General features: G+C 73.9%; 14 protein-coding genes. 2 read left to right on the forward strand and 12 right to left on the reverse strand.

Annotated features, from left to right (window positions below; genetic code table 11):
* Positions 1-14: 14 nt before the first annotated feature.
* Positions 15-452 carry a Fur family transcriptional regulator gene (locus ACIPM1_RS25715; RefSeq protein ID WP_356183360.1) on the reverse strand — a complete coding sequence of 146 codons (438 nt, stop codon included), beginning with the start codon at positions 450-452 and terminating at the stop codon, positions 15-17.
* A 361-nt stretch (positions 453-813) separates the two neighbouring features.
* Positions 814-1,164 (reverse strand): hypothetical protein, encoded by a 351-nt coding sequence (locus ACIPM1_RS25720; protein WP_356183358.1) that lies wholly within the window; start codon positions 1,162-1,164, stop codon positions 814-816.
* Positions 1,165-1,799: 635 nt separating this feature from the next.
* On the opposite strand from ACIPM1_RS25720, the gene ACIPM1_RS25725 reads away from it, so the two are divergent.
* Complete coding sequence (locus tag ACIPM1_RS25725) at positions 1,800-2,291, forward strand: peptidylprolyl isomerase (RefSeq protein WP_356183350.1); 492 nt, start codon at positions 1,800-1,802, stop codon at positions 2,289-2,291.
* 72 nt (positions 2,292-2,363) lie between these two features.
* On the opposite strand, the gene ACIPM1_RS25730 is transcribed toward ACIPM1_RS25725, so the two are convergent.
* From ACIPM1_RS25730 to ACIPM1_RS25765, 8 genes are all read right to left on the reverse strand, one after another.
* Positions 2,364-3,101, reverse strand: a complete 738-nt coding sequence (locus ACIPM1_RS25730) for a flavodoxin family protein (protein WP_356183348.1) — start codon at positions 3,099-3,101, stop codon at positions 2,364-2,366.
* 208 nt (positions 3,102-3,309) lie between these two features.
* A complete protein-coding gene (locus ACIPM1_RS25735; protein WP_402438588.1) occupies positions 3,310-4,935 on the reverse strand; it encodes a SpoIIE family protein phosphatase in 1,626 nt (541 codons plus the stop codon).
* Positions 4,932-6,794, reverse strand: a complete 1,863-nt coding sequence (locus tag ACIPM1_RS25740) for an ATP-binding protein (RefSeq protein ID WP_402438590.1) — start codon at positions 6,792-6,794, stop codon at positions 4,932-4,934. The genes ACIPM1_RS25735 and ACIPM1_RS25740 overlap by 4 nt, the downstream gene beginning before the upstream one ends.
* On the reverse strand, positions 6,791-7,828 hold the full coding sequence (locus ACIPM1_RS25745) for an ATP-binding protein (protein ID WP_402438592.1): 1,038 nt from the start codon (positions 7,826-7,828) through the stop codon (positions 6,791-6,793). Before ACIPM1_RS25745 ends, ACIPM1_RS25740 begins: the two co-directional genes overlap by 4 nt.
* Positions 7,825-8,241, reverse strand: coding sequence for an anti-sigma regulatory factor (locus ACIPM1_RS25750; RefSeq protein WP_356183336.1), 417 nt, complete (start codon positions 8,239-8,241; stop codon positions 7,825-7,827). The genes ACIPM1_RS25745 and ACIPM1_RS25750 overlap by 4 nt, the downstream gene beginning before the upstream one ends.
* Positions 8,238-8,615, reverse strand: a complete 378-nt coding sequence (locus ACIPM1_RS25755; protein ID WP_402438594.1) for an STAS domain-containing protein — start codon at positions 8,613-8,615, stop codon at positions 8,238-8,240. The genes ACIPM1_RS25750 and ACIPM1_RS25755 overlap by 4 nt, the downstream gene beginning before the upstream one ends.
* On the reverse strand, positions 8,612-9,460 hold the full coding sequence (locus tag ACIPM1_RS25760) for an STAS domain-containing protein (RefSeq protein ID WP_402438595.1): 849 nt from the start codon (positions 9,458-9,460) through the stop codon (positions 8,612-8,614). Before ACIPM1_RS25760 ends, ACIPM1_RS25755 begins: the two co-directional genes overlap by 4 nt.
* Positions 9,461-9,628: 168 nt before the next feature.
* Positions 9,629-10,303 (reverse strand): class I SAM-dependent methyltransferase, encoded by a 675-nt coding sequence (locus tag ACIPM1_RS25765; RefSeq protein WP_402438597.1) that lies wholly within the window; start codon positions 10,301-10,303, stop codon positions 9,629-9,631.
* Positions 10,304-10,394: 91 nt separating this feature from the next.
* Here ACIPM1_RS25765 and ACIPM1_RS25770 point away from each other — a divergent pair, with 91 nt between their 5' ends.
* Positions 10,395-11,063, forward strand: a complete 669-nt coding sequence (locus tag ACIPM1_RS25770; protein ID WP_356183324.1) for a TetR/AcrR family transcriptional regulator — start codon at positions 10,395-10,397, stop codon at positions 11,061-11,063.
* Here the strand turns inward: ACIPM1_RS25770 and ACIPM1_RS25775 are convergent.
* Complete coding sequence (locus ACIPM1_RS25775) at positions 11,002-12,441, reverse strand: FAD-binding oxidoreductase (RefSeq protein ID WP_402438598.1); 1,440 nt, start codon at positions 12,439-12,441, stop codon at positions 11,002-11,004. The two genes, ACIPM1_RS25770 and ACIPM1_RS25775, sit on opposite strands and share 62 nt — an antisense overlap.
* A gap of 398 nt (positions 12,442-12,839) precedes the next feature.
* Positions 12,840-16,094 (reverse strand): AfsR/SARP family transcriptional regulator, encoded by a 3,255-nt coding sequence (locus ACIPM1_RS25780; RefSeq protein ID WP_402438600.1) that lies wholly within the window; start codon positions 16,092-16,094, stop codon positions 12,840-12,842.
* Positions 16,095-16,222 lie beyond the last annotated feature (128 nt).

A 16,222-nucleotide genomic window follows, 5' to 3' on the forward strand; every position in this document is an offset into this window, starting at 1 on the left:
GCGGATCACAAAGCTCAGGAACTGCGCGCGGTGGAACAGGCGGGGCACAGGCCCCAGTAGATGACCTCGGCCTCGTCTATCGAGAAGCCGTGGTCGTCGGACGCGGTCAGGCAGGGGGCCTCGTCGACCGCGCAGTCGACGTCGGCGACGACGCCGCACGTCCGGCACACGACATGGTGGTGGTTGTCCCCGACCCGCCCCTCGAACCGGGCCGGGCTGCCGGCCGGCTCGATACGGCGCACGAGTCTCGCGGCGGTGAGCGCGTGGAGGGCCTCGTACACGGCTTGGAGGGAGACATGGCCCACACGGTCGCGCACTCCGGAGGCGATCGCCTCGACGCCGAGGTGGTCACCCGCCCGGACGGTCTCCAGCAGCGCGACACGGGCGGCCGTCACCCGCAGGCCGGCCCCGCGCAGGGCTTCTGCGGTGGTCGGATTCCGGGATTCGGTCATGACGCCGAACCTACCTCCACAAACACGAACGACACAAGAAAACGAGGTGTACAAGTTTGGCGCTCGCATCCCGCGGGCTCGGAGGGTCACCTCCGCACGCCCCCCACGCCCCCACGCCCCCCACGTCCGGAAACGACCGGGCGCGCCGGTTCGTCGGACGGGGTGAGCCCCGGGGGGACACGGCCGCAGAGGGCCGTGCGGGTTCACGCAGCCCGCCCCGCGCCCGACGGGCGCCGGGACCGTAGCTCCCTGCGGTGGTACGTGGCCCGTCGTGAGCGCCGACCGACTCCCTCTGGGGAACCGCGGCTCCGCCGTCGCCGCACGCACGCGCCCGGTGGCGCTTCCGGGACCGGCCGGACGGCTACCCCTCGGCCTGCTGGTGGAAGTGCAGGGAGATGGAGCGCAGGACGTCGGCGGCGGAGGCGTCGGTGCGTCCGGCGTCGTGGACCTCGGCGAGCTGGACGAAGGCGAAGGCGAAGCAGGAGGCGATCTGCACGATGGCGGGGCCCAGTTCCTGGGTGACGATGTCCGCGACCTCGCGGGCGCTCGCGTCGGCGGGCAACTGGATGCGGGGCAGCATCTCCTCAAGAAGCGAGGCGACCGCCCCGGTCTGGCGGATGGTGGCGTCGGGATTCTCGCGGACCTGGCGGCGCATCTCGAGCGCCTCGGTGAGGATGCCGACGACCCGCTGCATGCTCTCTCGCTGCTCCATGTGCGCAGCCTAGGTGAGTCGGGCGCGAGTGGTCCCGGGTCGGAAGGCGACTCGGCCCCGCCCGGGCGAGCCGGGGCGGGGCCGAGGGAACGCGACCGCGGGGTCGGGCTAGCGCAGCGCGGCCCTGCGGCGGCGCATCCACCACATCAGGGTGATGCCGGTGGCGAGGAGGACGGCCGCCAGCGCGGACCAGAGGGCGATCTGGGTTCCGGTGTCGGCGAGGCCGCCTCCGCCCGCGTTGTCCGTGGGCGGCGCGGGAACAGCCCAAAGCAGTCGAGGCTCTTGCCCTTGACCGGGTTGCCGACATAGCTGAGTTCGAAGGTGCTGAAGTCGATGCCGCCGGGGCCGCGTCCGAAGCCGCCGCGGGTGTTGTAGGCGTTGTACTGCCGCTGGAGCCGACGGGCCTGTTCGGGGGTGTCGGCGGAGCGTCAGGCGGCGTCGTTGACCGGGCCCCGCGAGCCGACGAGCCCCCGGTGGACGCCCACCTCGTCGACGTACTGGACGTCATGGCCGGGGAGGATGAGGAGTAGCCACTCCCCCGCTCGCACTATTCGAACACGTGGTCACTTCTTCGTGCGAAGTCTCACGCCGGACCATGAGCGGACGAGGGGCGAAGTAGCGCTAGATTGATCACCATGAGCGACAACGTGTATTTCGACATCACCATCAACGACGAGCCCGCCGGGCGGATCGTGTTCCGCCTCTTCGACGACGTGGTGCCCAAGACCGCCAAGAACTTCCGTGAGCTGGCCACCGGCGAGCACGGCTTCGGGTACGCCGGTTCGACGTTCCACCGGGTCATCCCCAGCTTCATGCTCCAGGGCGGTGACTTCACCCGGGGTGACGGCACCGGCGGCAAGAGCATCTACGGCGAGAAGTTCGCGGACGAGAACTTCAACCTCAAGCACGACCGTCCGTACCTGCTGAGCATGGCGAACGCGGGCCGGAACACCAACGGGTCGCAGTTCTTCGTCACCACCGTCGTGACGAACTGGCTGGACGGCAAGCACGTCGTCTTCGGCGAGGTCGTCGAGGGTCAGGACATCGTCGACAGGATCGAGGGCCTCGGCAGCCAGAGCGGCACGCCCAAGGCGAAGGTCACCATCGCGGCCAGCGGGACCGTCTGACGTCACCGCCCCCGGTGCTGGGCTCCCGGCCCAGCACCGCGACGGGCCCGTTGAACGCCGTGGCACCGCCGGCTAACGGTGTTCGGGGTTCTCGAAGTCGTGGCGGCAGCCGGCGTCCCAGGCGCTGCGCTGGTTCCCGTAGGCGGGGATGCCGCCGGCGTCCTTGAGCATCCGGGCCAGGTGCAGCAGGTTCCACGTCATGAACGTGGTGTTGCGGTTGGTGAAGTCGTTCTCCGGGCCGCCCGAGCCCGGGTCCAGGTAGGACGGGCCGGGGCCCGCCTCGCCGATCCACCCCGCGTCGGCCTGCGGCGGGATGGTGTAGCCGAGGTGCTGGAGGCTGTAGAGCACGTTCATGGCGCAGTGTTTGACGCCGTCCTCGTTGCCGGTGATCAGGCAGCCGCCCACCCGCCCGTAGTAGGCGTACTGCCCCGCGTCGTTGAGCAGGCTGGAACAGGCGTAGAGACGCTCGATCACCCGCTTGGTCACCGAGCTGTTGTCGCCCAGCCAGATCGGCCCGGCCAGCACCAGGATGTCGGCGGCCAGCACCTTCTCGTACAGGCCCGGCCAGGCGTCGGTCCGCCAGCCGTGTTCGGTCATGTCCGGCCACACACCGGTGGCGATGTCCTCGTCCACCGCGCGCACCACGTCGACGTGGACGCCCTCCGCCGTCATGATGCCGGTGCAGCGGTCGATGAGTCCCTGGGTGTGGCTGCGTTCGGGCGACCGCTTGAGCGTGCAGTTGAAGACGAGGGCCCGCAGGTCGTCGTAGTGCGCGGGGGGTGTGTCGACGGTCGGTGGCTGGGCGGTCACGGGCCCTCCTGGAGATCGTCCCACCGTGCCGGTCACGGTGGCGCGGGACCCCCATGGTGCTGGCCGCCCACCCGTCGTGGCCGCCGCGGCGCCGCCGGCCGGCGACAACCACCCCGACAGCCGAAGCGTGCGCCGGCCGGCGCGGCGGGGCAGCGGGGCGGTGTGCGCGGGCGGGCGGTGTGCGGGCGGCCGCCGCGGCCCGGGCCGGTCAGGCCGGGAGCACCGGGTTGAGGCGTACCGCCAGCAGGGCGACGTCGTCGCGGCCGTCCGGGGGCAGGCGGTCGAGCAGCTCGGCGCAGGTCTCCTCGGGGTCGCCGGAGGTCTCGCCCACGACCGCGGCGAGTGCGTCCAGGGACCGCTGGAGGTCCTCGTGGCGGCGCTCGACCAGTCCGTCCGTGACCAGCAGGACGAGGGTCCCCGGGGCCGCGGTGATCCGCCGTGCGGGCGGGTGGGTCAGGCCGAGCCCCAGCAGGGGCCCGTGCTCGGTCACGTAGGAGGTCGTGCCGTCCGGGTCGCGCAGGAGGGGCGGGAGGTGGCCGGCGTTCGCCACGTGAAGGGTGTCCGAGCCGAACTCGATCAGCATGACGCACAGGGTCACGGTGGCGCCGGGCTCCACGGCGGTGAGCAGGTGGTCGAGCCGGGAGAGGACGACCTCGGGCGGATGCCCCTCCGCGGCGTACGCCCGCAGCGCGTGCCGTACCTGCCCCATCACCATCGCCGCGTCCAGCGAGTGCCCGGCGACGTCGCCCACGGCCACGACGAGGCCGGCGGGCGTGCTGATCGCCTCGTAGAAGTCGCCGCCGATCTCGGTGTGCTCGCTCGCGGGCAGGTAGCGGACGGCGAGGTCCGCGCGGGCCGTCTCCGGCAGGCTCTCGGGGAGGAAGCTCCGCTGGAGGGTGAGCGCGAGGGCGTGCTCCTCGCTGTAACTGCGCAGCGCCTCCAGCGCGAGTGCGGCGGCCTGGGTGAGCTGGGTGAGCAGTTCGTCGTCGTCCGCGGTGGTGACGGCGTCCGCGGGTGTGACGATGAAGACGGGCGGCCGCTCGGGCTTGGCCCGGCCGACGACGGTGCGGCGGCGGGCCGGGTCCTCCAGTCCGGGCGGCAGGCACGGCAGCGCGAGGTGGGCGGTGCGTACGACCCGGGCGCCGATCTGCTCGCGCCGGGGCAGCGGATTCCAGACCGGGATCGGATGGACCTGCGGCTCGGCGGGGTGCGCGGTGCCGTCGGCCTCGTCGTGCCAGGTGTGGGCGACGAGGGTGGTGCCCTGCGGGGTGGTCAGTACGGCGGCCACCTCGCAGCGGAAGATGGCCGCCGCGCCCTGGGCCGTCACCCGGACCAGTTCGTGCGCGTCCGTGGCGCTGTACAGGGCGACGGTGGCGCGGTTGAGCAGGTGCAGCCGCTCCGCGAGGAGTTCGGCGCGGCGGCGGGCCCGGGTGTAGCGCAGGGTCGCGGTGACGGTGGCGAGCAGTTCGTCGGGCGCGGTCGGCTCGACGAGGTAGGCGTCCGCGCCCCGGTACAGGCCCTGCGCGCGGTCGTTGACGGTGATGGCCGACGCGGAGATGTTGATCACCGGCACGGCGGCGGTGGCCGGGTTGCCCTTGATGTGCTCGCACACCTCGAATCCGGTCATGTCCGGCAGCTGTACGTCGACGATGGCGATCTCGGGCAACCGGTCCGGGCGGTCGAGCAGTTCGAGCGCGCGCGTGCCGTCCTCGGCCTCGGTGACCTCGTGCCCGGCCCGCCGGAGGGTGGTCGCCATGACGTAGCGGTTGGTCGGGTCGTCGTCGACGACGAGGATGTGTGCCGGACGGTGGTCCTTGTCGGGTCGCTGGGTCATCTTTCCTCGGGCCTGGGCGGCGTGGGTGGTGGGGCAATGTCGGAGTGCCGGACGGGGGGTGCCGGCGGGGAGCCGACGGCGGCGGCGAGGTCGGCGGCCGTGAGGCGGGACTTGTTCAGGACGGCGCGGGCGTGGGTGAGTCGCGCGCGGTCCACGTCGGCGGGGTCGAGCGCGGTGAGGACCACGACGGGAACGGCGCGGGTCGCCGCCTCCTCGGCCAGCAGCCGCTGGACCTCGTATCCGTCGGGGCAGGGCATGTTGAGGTCGAGGAGGACGGCGTCCGGCCGCTCCCGCGCGACGGTCGCGACGGCGCGGCCGCTGTCGGTGAGGACGGTGACGGACCCGGCGAGCCGGTCGAGGAGCGGGCGGAGCCCGGCCAGGAATGCCTCGTCGTCGTCGACGACCACGACGGACCGCCAGAGCGGGGCCGGGGGGCGGTTGTCCGGCCCCGGTCCCGTCGGCGCGGGCCCGGTGTCCTCGGCGTCGGGCGCGGTCTGCGGGAGGTGGGCGGGGATCTCGACGGTGACGCGGGTGCCGCGGCCGATCTCGCTGTCGAGGGTGAGCGTGCCGCCGAGCAGTTCGGTCAGCCGGCGGGCGTAGGGCAGTCCGAGGCCGGTGCCGGCCCGGCCGCGCTGGTGCGCTCCGCGGACCTGGTAGAACTCCTCGAAGACGCGCTCCAGGTCGTCGGCGGGGATGCCCACGCCGGTGTCCTGGATCCGGAAGACGAAGCGGGCGCCGTCGTCGTGCTCGCGCTCCTCGACGTCCAGCGCCACCGAGCCCTCGGCGGTGAACTTCAGCGCGTTGGACAGGACGTTGCGCAGGACGCGGGCCAGCATGACCTCGTCGGTGCACAGGGAGTGCAGCTGGGCGTGATCGGGGATGTCGAGGGTCACCCCGGGGCTTGCGGTGCCCTGGAGGGTGCCCCGCAACTGGTGCAGCAGCGTCCGCAGGTCCGTGTCGACCGGGTGGGGCTCCAGCCGGCCGGACTCGGCCTTCGCGACGTCGAGCAGTTCGTCCACCAGGGCCAGGAGGGTGCTGCCAGAGGTCTGGACGAGGGCGACCTGGCGGCGCTGCTCGGCCGTCAGCGGGTCCGCGCCGGGGCCCAGCAGCAGCCGGGCCAGCGCGATGACGGAGTTCACCGGCGAGCGGAGCTCGTGGCTGACGTTGGCCCAGAAGCGGGTCCGGTACTCGCCCGCGAGTTCCAGCTGCCGGGTCTTGTCCTCCAGTTCCGCGTAGAGCGCGACGACGCCGCTGTTGGTCTCCTCCAGTTCGGCGGCCAGTTCGGAGTACAGCGCCAGCACGCCGGTGTTGGTCTCCTCCAGTTCGGCGTTCAGTCGCTGCAGTTCCTCCTGCTGGGCCTGCGACTCCTCCAGGGCGACGAGGAGCTGGCGGTTCTGCGTGCGCAGGGTGTCGATCAGGTCCGCCGCTCCCTCGGCCCCGGCGAGCTGTGCGCGTACCGCGTCGGCGAGTTCGGCGGCGGACGGCCCGGAGGCGGGAGCGTGCTGGGCGAGGACCAGTTCGTGGCGGTGGCCGTCCGCGGAGAGCAGGCGGCAGTCGTCGAGCAGCCGGGTGGCGGCGGTCAGCAGCGTGGACGGCGGCCGGACGGGGCCGCGCCACTGGAAGCACGCGAAGAGGGCTACGGTGTCGGTGCCCTGGAGGCAGAGCCGCGCGGTCAGCCCGGGTGCGCCGAGCAGTTGTTCCCCGGCCTCGCTGACCACGGTGGCCAGGCGGACCAGGGGAGCGCCCGTCAGGCCCACGGCCCGGCACGCGGACTGGCAGCAGCGGCGCAGGGTGACCACGTCGCGCGCTTCCCGCAGGGCGATGGTGATCAGTTCCCGGGCGGACTGTTCGGCGTTCATGGCTGCCTGTGCACGGCCACGACTATGCCCGCGTCGTCGCGGCGTACGGCGGCCTGGTTCAGGATCTGCGCGGCGACCAGCGAGGGGTCGAAGGCGAGCAGGCCGGGGAAGTCGGCGGGCTTCCAGCGGTCGCTGAGGCCGTCGGAGTGCATGACCAGAGCGGTGCCGGGCGGGAGGACCGCGTCGAAGGTGCGCAGGCGCGGCAGGTGACTGCCGACGATGCCCGGCATGGACAGCAGTCCGTTGCGGCTGTCCCGGCCGGCGACCAGCGCGGTGATGTTGCCGACCCCGCACAGCTCCACGCGGTGCCGGGCGAGGTCGACCAGGGCGATCGCCACGGCCGCGCCGCGGGATCCGCGCAGGGCGTCGTGGACGTCCTGCAGCACGGCGGCGGGTTCGGTTCCCCGGCTGTCGCGGAACGCGGCCCTGGCGAGGTCCCCGACCCGGGCGGCGAGCGGTCCGTGGCCGAGACCGTCGCACATGAGCAGCAGGAGGGCGTCCGAGGAGTCCCCGGCGGCGGTGCGCACGGCCCAGGTGTCACCGCACACCTGCTCGCCGCTGATCGGCCGGGTCAGGCCTCCGGCCTCCACCGGGTCCGGGTCGGGTGCCGGGCCGCCGGCCCAGAAGCGTGCGAGCACGACCGTGCCGCGGCCGCGCAGGGAGTGCACGCCGAAGGCGTCGGCCAGCCGTGCAATGGCGCCGAGGCCGATGCCCAGGCTTCCGGAGCCGGACGTCCCGTCGCGCAGGGCGCCCTGGATGTCGTCGATGCCGGGGCCGCTGTCGACGGACAGGCACTCCACGGCGGCACGGTCGCGGGAGCGGACCACGCGCAGGGCGAGGGCGCCGTCCTCGGCGTGCTTGAGGAGGTTCGTCGCCATCTCCGTGACGCACAGTTCGACCCGGGCGACGCGCTCCTCGGACAGGCAGATGCTCCGGGCGAGCTGCCCGGCCTGGCGGCGCGCGGCCGCCGCGAGGGCGACGTCCGAGCGCAGCCAGCGCACGTCGCCGGCCTCGGTGACGAGGGTTGCGTTCACCGACCCCACTTCACAATGCGCACCGTGGTGCCGCCGGGTCCCGACTCGATGTGGAACTCGTCGACGAGCCGCTTGGCTCCGCTGAGACCGAGTCCCATGCCGTTGCCGGACGTCCAGCCGTCGGTGAGCGCCAGATCGACGTCCGGTATGCCCGGTCCCTGGTCCTGGAACTCCACGAAGATGCCGGCCCGGCCCGCCTCGGCGACGGTGGCCGCGCGCACGACGCCGCCGCCCCCGTAGATCAGCATGTTGCGGCCGAGTTCGCTGGCGGCGGTGACGAGTTTCGTCTGGTGGACCAGTGACAGACCGCTGCGCTGGGCGAGGGTCCGCACCATCTGCCGTGCCGTGACCACGTCGCCGCTGCCGGCGACGGACACGGACTCGGCCGTGGTTGTCGCACCGTAGTCCTTCATGCGCGGCCCGCGGTGTCCGCGGTGAGACGCCGCAGGAGCTTCAGGCCGCGCTCGAGGTTCAGTGCGGTGCGGACGCCCTTGAGGGACAGGCCGAGTTCGACGAGGGTCATCGCGACGGCGGGCCGCATCCCGACGACGATCGTCTCCGCGCCGAGCAGGCGCGAGATGGAGGCGTTGGTCGCCAGCATCCGCCCGACGAAGGAGTCGACGATCTCCAGGGCGGAGATGTCGATGACGACGCCCTTGGCGCCGGTGTCGACGATGCGGCGGGACAGGTCGTCCTGGAGGTCCATCACCATCTGGTCCTCCAGGTCCGTCTGGATGGAGACCAGCAGGATGTCGCCGATCTTGAGAACGGGGACACGGTTGGTCACAGCAGGCCCCGCACGTCGTCGTCGGCCTCGCGGGCGACTTCGTTCAGTGCCTGGCGCAGCGCCTCGGACAGGGAGGCGTTGGTGGGGATGTCACCGAACTCGATGCCGAGGGCCACGATCGTCTGGGCGATCTGCGGCCGGATGCCCGAGATGGTGCACTGCGCGCCCATCATGCGGGCGGCGACGACGGTCTTGAGCAGGTGCTGGGCGACCTGGGTGTCCACGGTCGGCACGCCGGTGATGTCGATGATGGCGTGGGTCGAGTTGCTGTCGACCAGGGTCTGCAGCAGCTTCTCCATGACCACCTGGGTGCGCGCCGAGTCCAGCGTGCCCACCAGGGGCACGCCCACCACGCCGTCCCACAGCTTCACCACGGGCGTGGAGAGCTCCAGGAGCTGCTCGGCCTGCGAGGAGATGATCTCCTCGCGGGTCCGGACGTAGGCCTCCGTGGTGAGCAGGCTCAGGTCGTCCAGCAGCCGGGCGAACTGGAGGTACACCCGGGCGCCCTCGTGGTCGTCCGCGAGGGTCGGCTCCAGCACCTCCTTGAGGGCGAGCACGCTGCGCGCGGTCTCGGTGGGGGTGAAGCCCTGCCGGGCCCGGTTCCGGGAGAGCTCGATCAGCAGGCTGCGCACCTCGCCGAAGGCGTCGCCCCGGCCGCTCAGCCCGCCCGCCACCAGCCCCTGGAGGACGGCCTCGTACAGCTCGCCCAGTTCACGGTTCAGCTCGGCGATGCTGAGGCGGCCCTGCAGCGCCTCGCCGACGGTCCTGCTCCACTGCACGAGGAACGTGTCACGCTGCGCCGTCAGTGTCTCGACCAGCAGTTTCGTGTTGCTGTCAGTCGCCACGTCCACCCCATCAAACACTTGATTGAATATGCCATGCAGACGATACGGCAAACGCACGGCTGTACGACGTGACGCAGCGGGGGCGCGGCCCTGGCGCAGGCGGGCCTCCCTCCCCCCTTTCCCTCCTCCGTTCCCTCCACCGGGCATCGCTTCCCGGTCGGCGGGTGGCTAATCCCCGGCCGGCGGCCGGGCGGCCTGGACATAGCGGAGCCAGGGGCGTACGTCCCCGCTCCCCCGCACGTCGAAGCCCTGATCCTCGACGAGTGTCTCGAGCAGGTCGACGCGGTGGTGCGCCATGGCGTGCCCGAGTCCGGCCAGCACCAGGTGGCGGCCGACCGCACCGCGGGGCGGCCGGAACTCCACGACAAGCAGGCGTCCGCCGGGCCGCAGCACGCGACGCATCTCACGCAGCGCCTTCGGCCGCAGGTCCTCCGGCAGGTGGTGCAGCATGAGGCTGGTCACGACGGTGTCGAAGGAGGCGTCCGGCAGGTCGAGCGCCTCCGCGACGCCCTCCCGGTACACGCACGGCGCCGCGTCCCGTCCGCCGCTGCCCTTGCAGCGGGCGTGGGCGAGGACCGTCGGCGACGGGTCGACGCCGGTGACCTCGCCCTCCGGTCCGGTCCGCGCGGCCATGCGCCGGGTCAGGTATCCGGTGCCGCAGCCGACGTCCAGGACCCGGTCGCCGGGGCGCGCGCCGCTGAGGGCGGCCAGTTCGGTGAAGGCACGCCGCCGCCTGCCGCCGAAGCAGACCTCGGCGCACAGCTCGTAGGCCCGGGCGGGCCCGATCGTCACGCCCGGGGTGTCCGCGTGGGGCTTGCCCTGCATGAGTCGTCCGAGGGACATGAAGTGTCACTCCCTAACTTAGTCGGGACTAAGTACCTCTCTAACTTAGTCCCGACTAAGAAGAGGGGCAAGGGCCGCATACGATGTCGGCGTGACCGAGTCCGACGCCCCCACCCCCGCGACCGAACACGGCAGCCGGAGGACGCCGCGCACGCGCATGCCGGCGGCCGAGCGCCGGGCATCGATCCTGGCCGCCGCCACCGAGGTCTTCTCCGAGACCGGCTACCAGCGCGGCAAGGTCTCCGACATCGCCCGCAGGGTCGGGGTCACCGAACCGGTGGTCTTCCAGAACTTCGGCTCCAAGTCCGCCCTCTACCGGGCGGCCCTCGACCACGCGGCGGCCTCGGTGACCGAACGGCTCACCGAGGCCGCCGACGCCGGGCGGCCCGTCCCGGAGGTCCTGGCGGCGTTCCTCGACCCGGCCCACATGGACGACTTCCACCGGCCCGGCGCCCACGGCTTCCTCTTCGCCGACGCGGCCTCCCTCGCGCACGACCCCGCCCTCCACGAGGCCGCGCGCGACATCCACCAGCACTTCGCCGCCGCGCTCGGGGAACTGCTGCGGCGCGGCCAGCGAGCGGGCGACATCCGCGACGACATCGAGCCGGAGGCCGCGGCCTGGTGGCTGATCTCCCTGCTCGCCGGCCGGCCCTTCCGTGCCGCGGTCGCTCCGGACCAGGACGTCCTGGAAGCCGACCTCACCCGGCTGGCGCTGCGCTCGCTGCTGCGTGAGGCGCCGACGGGCGGATGTTCTGGTTGAGGTGGAACAGGTTCGTGGGGTCGTAGACGTCCTTGACCCGGACGAGCCGTTCGTACACCGCGCCGGGGTAGGAGGCGCGCACCTTGTCCTGCGCGGCGTCGCCGGTGAAGTTGACGTACATGGCGCCGCGGCCGTGGCGGGCGATGTCCGCGCGGGCCTCGCGGGCCCAGGCGACGTGCGCGTCGAAGTCCGTCGCGTCCGGGGAGCGCGCGATCACGTTGCACAGCACGCTCGCCTCGCGCTGGCTGAACGCCGTGGCCTCGGCGGGGACGCGGGCGAAGGCGCCGCCGAGCTGGTGCAGGTGCACCTCGCTGAAGGGTGTCGGCGTGGCCGCGTGGTGCCGCAGCACCGCGTCGACCGCCGCGTCGGACGGCTCGATGAACGCCGAGGTGAAGTAGTTGTGGGCGCCGGCCGTCCACAGGGGGTCCAGCAGGGTCTGCATGCCCAGGTACGGCATGGGGCCCATCAGGTCGGCGATCGGGGTGCCCAGGGCGCGCAGCGGCGCCACGGCCTCCTCGCCCGCCGCCGGGGTGCCCGCGTACATGCCGGCCAGCACCACGACCCGGGTCCCGTGGACCTCCTCCGGGAGGAACGGCAGCGGGGGCGCGGTGGTCATGACCAGCATGGTCGTCAGGTCGTCGGGTGCGTGCGCGGTCAGTTCGCGCCAGCGGGTGACGACCTGTCGGGCCTGCGCGGCGGGGTAGAAGACGAGGCCGCCCAGGATCTGGGGCCCGACGGGGTGCAGCTCGTACTCCAGCGAGGTGACGACGCCGAAGTTGCCGCCGCCGCCCCGCAGGGCCCAGAACAGGTCCGGGTGCTCCCGCGCGTCGGCGCGCACCACGCGGCCGTCGGCGGTGACCACCTCGGCCGCCGTCAGGTTGTCGCTGGCCAGACCGTGGCGGCGCACCAGCCAGCCCACCCCGCCGCCCAGCGTGAAGCCCGCGATGCCGGTCGACGACACCAGGCCACCGGTCACGGCGAGGCCGAAGACCTGGGTCTCGTGGTCGAGGTCGCCCCAGGTCACGCCGCCCTGGGCGGCCACCCGGCGCCGTACGGGGTCGACGGCCACGCCCTTCATCGGCGAGAGGTCGATGACGACGCCGTCGTCGCAGGTGGAGAACCCGGCGATGCTGTGGGCGCCGCCGCGCACCGCGACGGGCAGGTCCTGGCTGCGGGCGAACTCGACGGCGCGGATCACGTCGGCGGTCCCGGCGCAGCGCACGACGAGGGCCGGGTGCTTGTCGTGGGTCGCGTTCCAGACCGCGCGGGCCTGGTCGTAGGAGGCGTCTCCCGGGCGGACGACCGTGCCGCGCAGGCCCGCCTCCAGCTCGTTGATGGTGGCGTCTCCCAGGACGCCCCTCGCGGTGTCGATCGACATGGCCGGCTCCTCGGTGGTGAGTGTTCCGCTTCGACACCGAGGACCGTAGGGAGCGTCTCTTAGCACTCACTCAGCAGCCGCTTTGCGGGGCGGTCGGGCCGGCGTCGGCTCGGTGAACGTCGGCGTCGCGTCCGTGGCCGCGCTCGGGTCGGCGGCCGTCTCCCCCTGTGGCCGGACCCCGCCCGGCCGCCCTCCCACGCCTGCGGCCGGCCAACCCGGTTCAAACCGCCGTTCCCCGGCCGTGCTCGGTGCGCGCTCGGGGCTCGGCGCTCTCCGCGGGCATGGCCCGGCGCTCCCCCGGCAGGCGCGCTGCGGGCCCGCACGGCGGCCGGTCGGCGCCACTGCGCGGTCGAGCCCCGGCGGTCGCTGGGCGCATCCCGGCGGCCGGATCCCGGTGCTCACTCGGCCGTCGCGCTCTGCGGGTGGGGCAGTGCGCGGCCCAGGGCGGCCGGGCCGCGGCGGTCGCCGAGACGGGCGAAGAGCTCCTCGGCCCGGGCGGCCGACGCCCTGGCGGCGTCGCGGTCCCCCGCCTGCCAGTCCAGCCGCGCCAGCATGAGCGCGACCCAGCCGGCCGCGCAGGGCGACCCGGCGACGTGCTCCAGCCTCCGGGCCCGGGCCAGCAGGGCGCGGGCCTCCTCCGCGTCTCCCGCGGCCCGGGCCACCAGTCCGAGGTGCAGCAGGCTGTTGGTGGCGCCCGGGATGTCGTCGGTCTCCTCGAACCCGGCGAGGGCGCGGGCGACGGCGGACCGCGCGCCGGCGGTGTCCCCCTCGGCCAGCCGGAGCAGGCCGAGGCAGCCGAGGGTGATGCCCTCCTCACGGCGGTCGCCGAGGCGGTGCCGGAGCGCCAGGGCGGCGTCGAGGTACTCGCGCGCCGCGTCGAAGGCGCCGCGGACGCGGCAGATGTTGCCGAGGGCGTTGAGGGCCAGGGACTCGCCGTGCGGGTCGGCGAGGACGCGGAAGCAGTCGGCACTCCGTTCGGCCGCCGCCCTGGCGCCGGCCGGATCGCCGTCCAGGCGGGCCGCCCAGGCGAGCGTGGACAGCACGTAACCGCGGGCCCGGGCCGTGCCGACCGTGCGGCCCCCGAGCACCGTCTCCTCGAAGAACAGCGACACGAGCCGCTCCGACTCGTCCTCCTCCACCACGTAACCCGGAGTCATGACCGGGAAGAAGGGCGCCCGCGCCTCCCCCGCCCCGTCGAGCAGCCGCAGGCTCTCCGCGCAGGCCGCGCGGGCCGCCGCCGCCTCGCCGCGGCAGACGGCCCAGACACCCTCGTGGTGGGCGACGACGGCGAGGACGGCGGGGTCGCCCGCCTCCCGGGCGAGCTCCCGGGCCCGGTCGAGCGCCGTCCGGGCCCGGTACCAGCCGCCGCGCATCCACAGCAGGACGGCCTGCTGGAAGTGGGCGTACGCGAGGGCCGCCGGGTCGTCCCGCCGCTGGTGGATCCCGACGATCTGCGCGCCGATGTCCTCCAGCGCGGACCCGTCCCCGAGGCGGATCGCCAGCACGCCCTGCCCCATCAGCGCCCGGGCGCGCTGCGGCGTGGGCCGCGGGGCCGCGGCCAGTGCGTCGTCCAGCCAGCGCCGCCCCTCCGCCAGGCGCCCGCGTTCCGACCAGAACAGCCGTAGCGCGACCGCCAGGCGCAGCGCTCCGTCCGGGTCGGTGCGCAGCAGCGAGCGCAGCGCGGCGCGGAGGTTGCCGTAGTCGGCCTCCAGCTCCAGTGAGGGCGCTCCGGAGATCCCGGTGGGGGGCTCGTGGTCGCGCGACCGGACCAGGTCCAGGTAGAAGCGCCGATGGCGCGCTTCCGTGGCGGGCAGTTCCCCGGCTGCCCTCAGGCGCTCGGCCGCGTACTGCCGGATCGTCTCCAGCAGGCGGTAGCGGGCCTCGTCCGGGTGGGGCTCGACCGTCACTAGGGACTTGTCGGCCAGCCGGCCGAGGAGGTCGAGGACCGGCACCCGAGCGGTGCCGTCGGCGCACACCTGCTCGGCGGCGGCCAGCGAGAAGCCGCCCGTGAAGACGGCGAGCCGGCGGAACAGGCGCCGCTCCTCCTCGTCCAGCAGCCGGTGACTCCACTCCAGGGTCGCCAGCAGCGTCTCCTGCCGGGTGACGCCGTGCCGGCTGCCCCGGCCGAGGAGGGCCAGGGCGTCGTCGAGCCGTTCCGCGATCTGGCGCGGGGCCAGCAGCCGCACCCGGGCAGCTGCCAGCTCCAGGGCCAGCGGCATGCCGTCGAGCCGGAAGCAGATCTGCGCGACGTCGGCGGCGTTGCCCGGCGTCAGCCGGAACCCGGGGGCGGCGTCGGCGGCCCGCTCCACGAACAGCCGTACGGAGGCGAAGCGGCCCAGTTCCGGTACGGACGGCAGCCGGCGCGGGTCCGGCAGGCCCAGGGACGGCACCCGGAAGCAGCGCTCCCCGTAGCTGCGCAGCGGCTCCCGGCTGGTCGCGAGCACCGCGACCCGCGGGCAGTGGGCGATGATCGCGGAGACCAGGGCGGCGCACGCGTCGACCAGGTGCTCGCAGTTGTCCAGCACCAGCAGCAGCTCCCGTCCGGCGAGCTGGGCGACCAGTGCTTCCCGGGCGTCGCCCGAGGGCGGGAGCTGGAGCCCCAGCACGGCGGCGACCGCGTCCGGTACGAGGGGCGGTTCGGTGAGCGCGGCGAGGTCGACGAACCACACCCCGTCCCGGTGGGCGCCCGTCCGGCGGGCCGCAACGGCGAGCGCGAGCCGGGTCTTGCCGCATCCGCCCGCCCCGGTCAGGGTGAGCAGCCCGCGGCGGCCGAGCAGCTCCTCCACCTCCGCCGTCTCGCGCTCCCGGCCGATGAGACCGGTCGGCTGCGCCGGCAGGTTGTGCCGGGGCGCCTCCCGCCGTTCCTCCCCGGTGTCGGCGGCGCCGGGCCGCTCCGCCTCCACCTCGACGGAGTCGGCCAGCAGCGCGCGGTAGAGGCCGCGCGTCCGGGGGTCGGGATCGGCGCCCGTGTCGCGGCGCAGCGCGTCCCGCAGCCGCTCGTAGGCGGCCAGCGCGTCGCGGCGCCGTCCGGCGTCGGCCAGGGCCCCCATCAGGGCCCGCCCGGCAGGTTCGTGCAGAGGGTCCTCGGCGACCAGCGCCCGCAGGACGTCGACGGCCTCGGCCGGGCGGTCCTCGCGCCGCAGCGCCTCGGCCAGTCCCAGTCTCAGCGCGGTGCGCCGGGTCTCGAGCGCGGCGGCCGCCTCGTCCGTCCAGGGCTCGTACGGGTCCTCGGGGAGCAGTCCGGGTTCGGCCAGGGCGAGCGCGGCCCGGTACCGCGCCGCGGTGCCGTCTTCCGCGGTCAGCCGGACCGCCTCGTAGAGCTCGTCGAGGTCGACGCGCACCCCGCCGTCGGGGCCGAGCAGCACCAGGTCGTCGCGGAGGACCAGGACGTCCCCGGGGCTTCCCGCGGAGGCCAGCGCGCGGCGCGCGGCGTGCAGCACCTGGTGCAGGTTGTTCGAGGCGGACGACGGGTCGAGGTCGGGCCACAGGAGGTCGTAGAGCTTCTCGCGGTGCATCCGGTGGCCCGGTGCCAGGCACAGCAGCTTCAGCAGGCTGCGGGCCTTGCGCAGCCGCCACGCCCCGGCGGCCACCGGGCGGTCTCCGACCGCCACCGCGAATCCGCCGAGGAGCCGGATGCGTACCTCATCGGCCATGGTTGTCCTCACGAGCAGGCTACCGCCCGGCCGGTGGCGGGTCCCGCGCTGAGCGCGGGGAGCCTGGTCAGCGGGCGGAGCCGCGCGAGCCTGGGGAGCCGGGCGAGTGCGGGGAGCCGGGCGAGCCT

It is taken from the genome of Streptomyces sp. NPDC086766 (genome assembly GCF_044746005.1).
Classification (GTDB): Bacteria; Actinomycetota; Actinomycetes; order Streptomycetales; family Streptomycetaceae; genus Streptomyces.

Coding starts and splice junctions, on each gene's coding strand:
- ACIPM1_RS25715 (WP_356183360.1), bottom strand. CDS start 452: ATGACCGAATCCCGGAATCCGACCACCGCAGAAGCCCTGCGCGGGGCC.
- ACIPM1_RS25720 (WP_356183358.1), bottom strand. CDS start 1,164: ATGGAGCAGCGAGAGAGCATGCAGCGGGTCGTCGGCATCCTCACCGAG.
- ACIPM1_RS25725 (WP_356183350.1), top strand. CDS start 1,800: ATGAGCGACAACGTGTATTTCGACATCACCATCAACGACGAGCCCGCC.
- ACIPM1_RS25735 (WP_402438588.1), bottom strand. CDS start 4,935: ATGACCCAGCGACCCGACAAGGACCACCGTCCGGCACACATCCTCGTC.
- ACIPM1_RS25740 (WP_402438590.1), bottom strand. CDS start 6,794: ATGAACGCCGAACAGTCCGCCCGGGAACTGATCACCATCGCCCTGCGG.
- ACIPM1_RS25750 (WP_356183336.1), bottom strand. CDS start 8,241: ATGAAGGACTACGGTGCGACAACCACGGCCGAGTCCGTGTCCGTCGCC.
- ACIPM1_RS25765 (WP_402438597.1), bottom strand. CDS start 10,303: ATGTCCCTCGGACGACTCATGCAGGGCAAGCCCCACGCGGACACCCCG.
- ACIPM1_RS25775 (WP_402438598.1), bottom strand. CDS start 12,441: ATGTCGATCGACACCGCGAGGGGCGTCCTGGGAGACGCCACCATCAAC.
- ACIPM1_RS25780 (WP_402438600.1), bottom strand. CDS start 16,094: ATGGCCGATGAGGTACGCATCCGGCTCCTCGGCGGATTCGCGGTGGCG.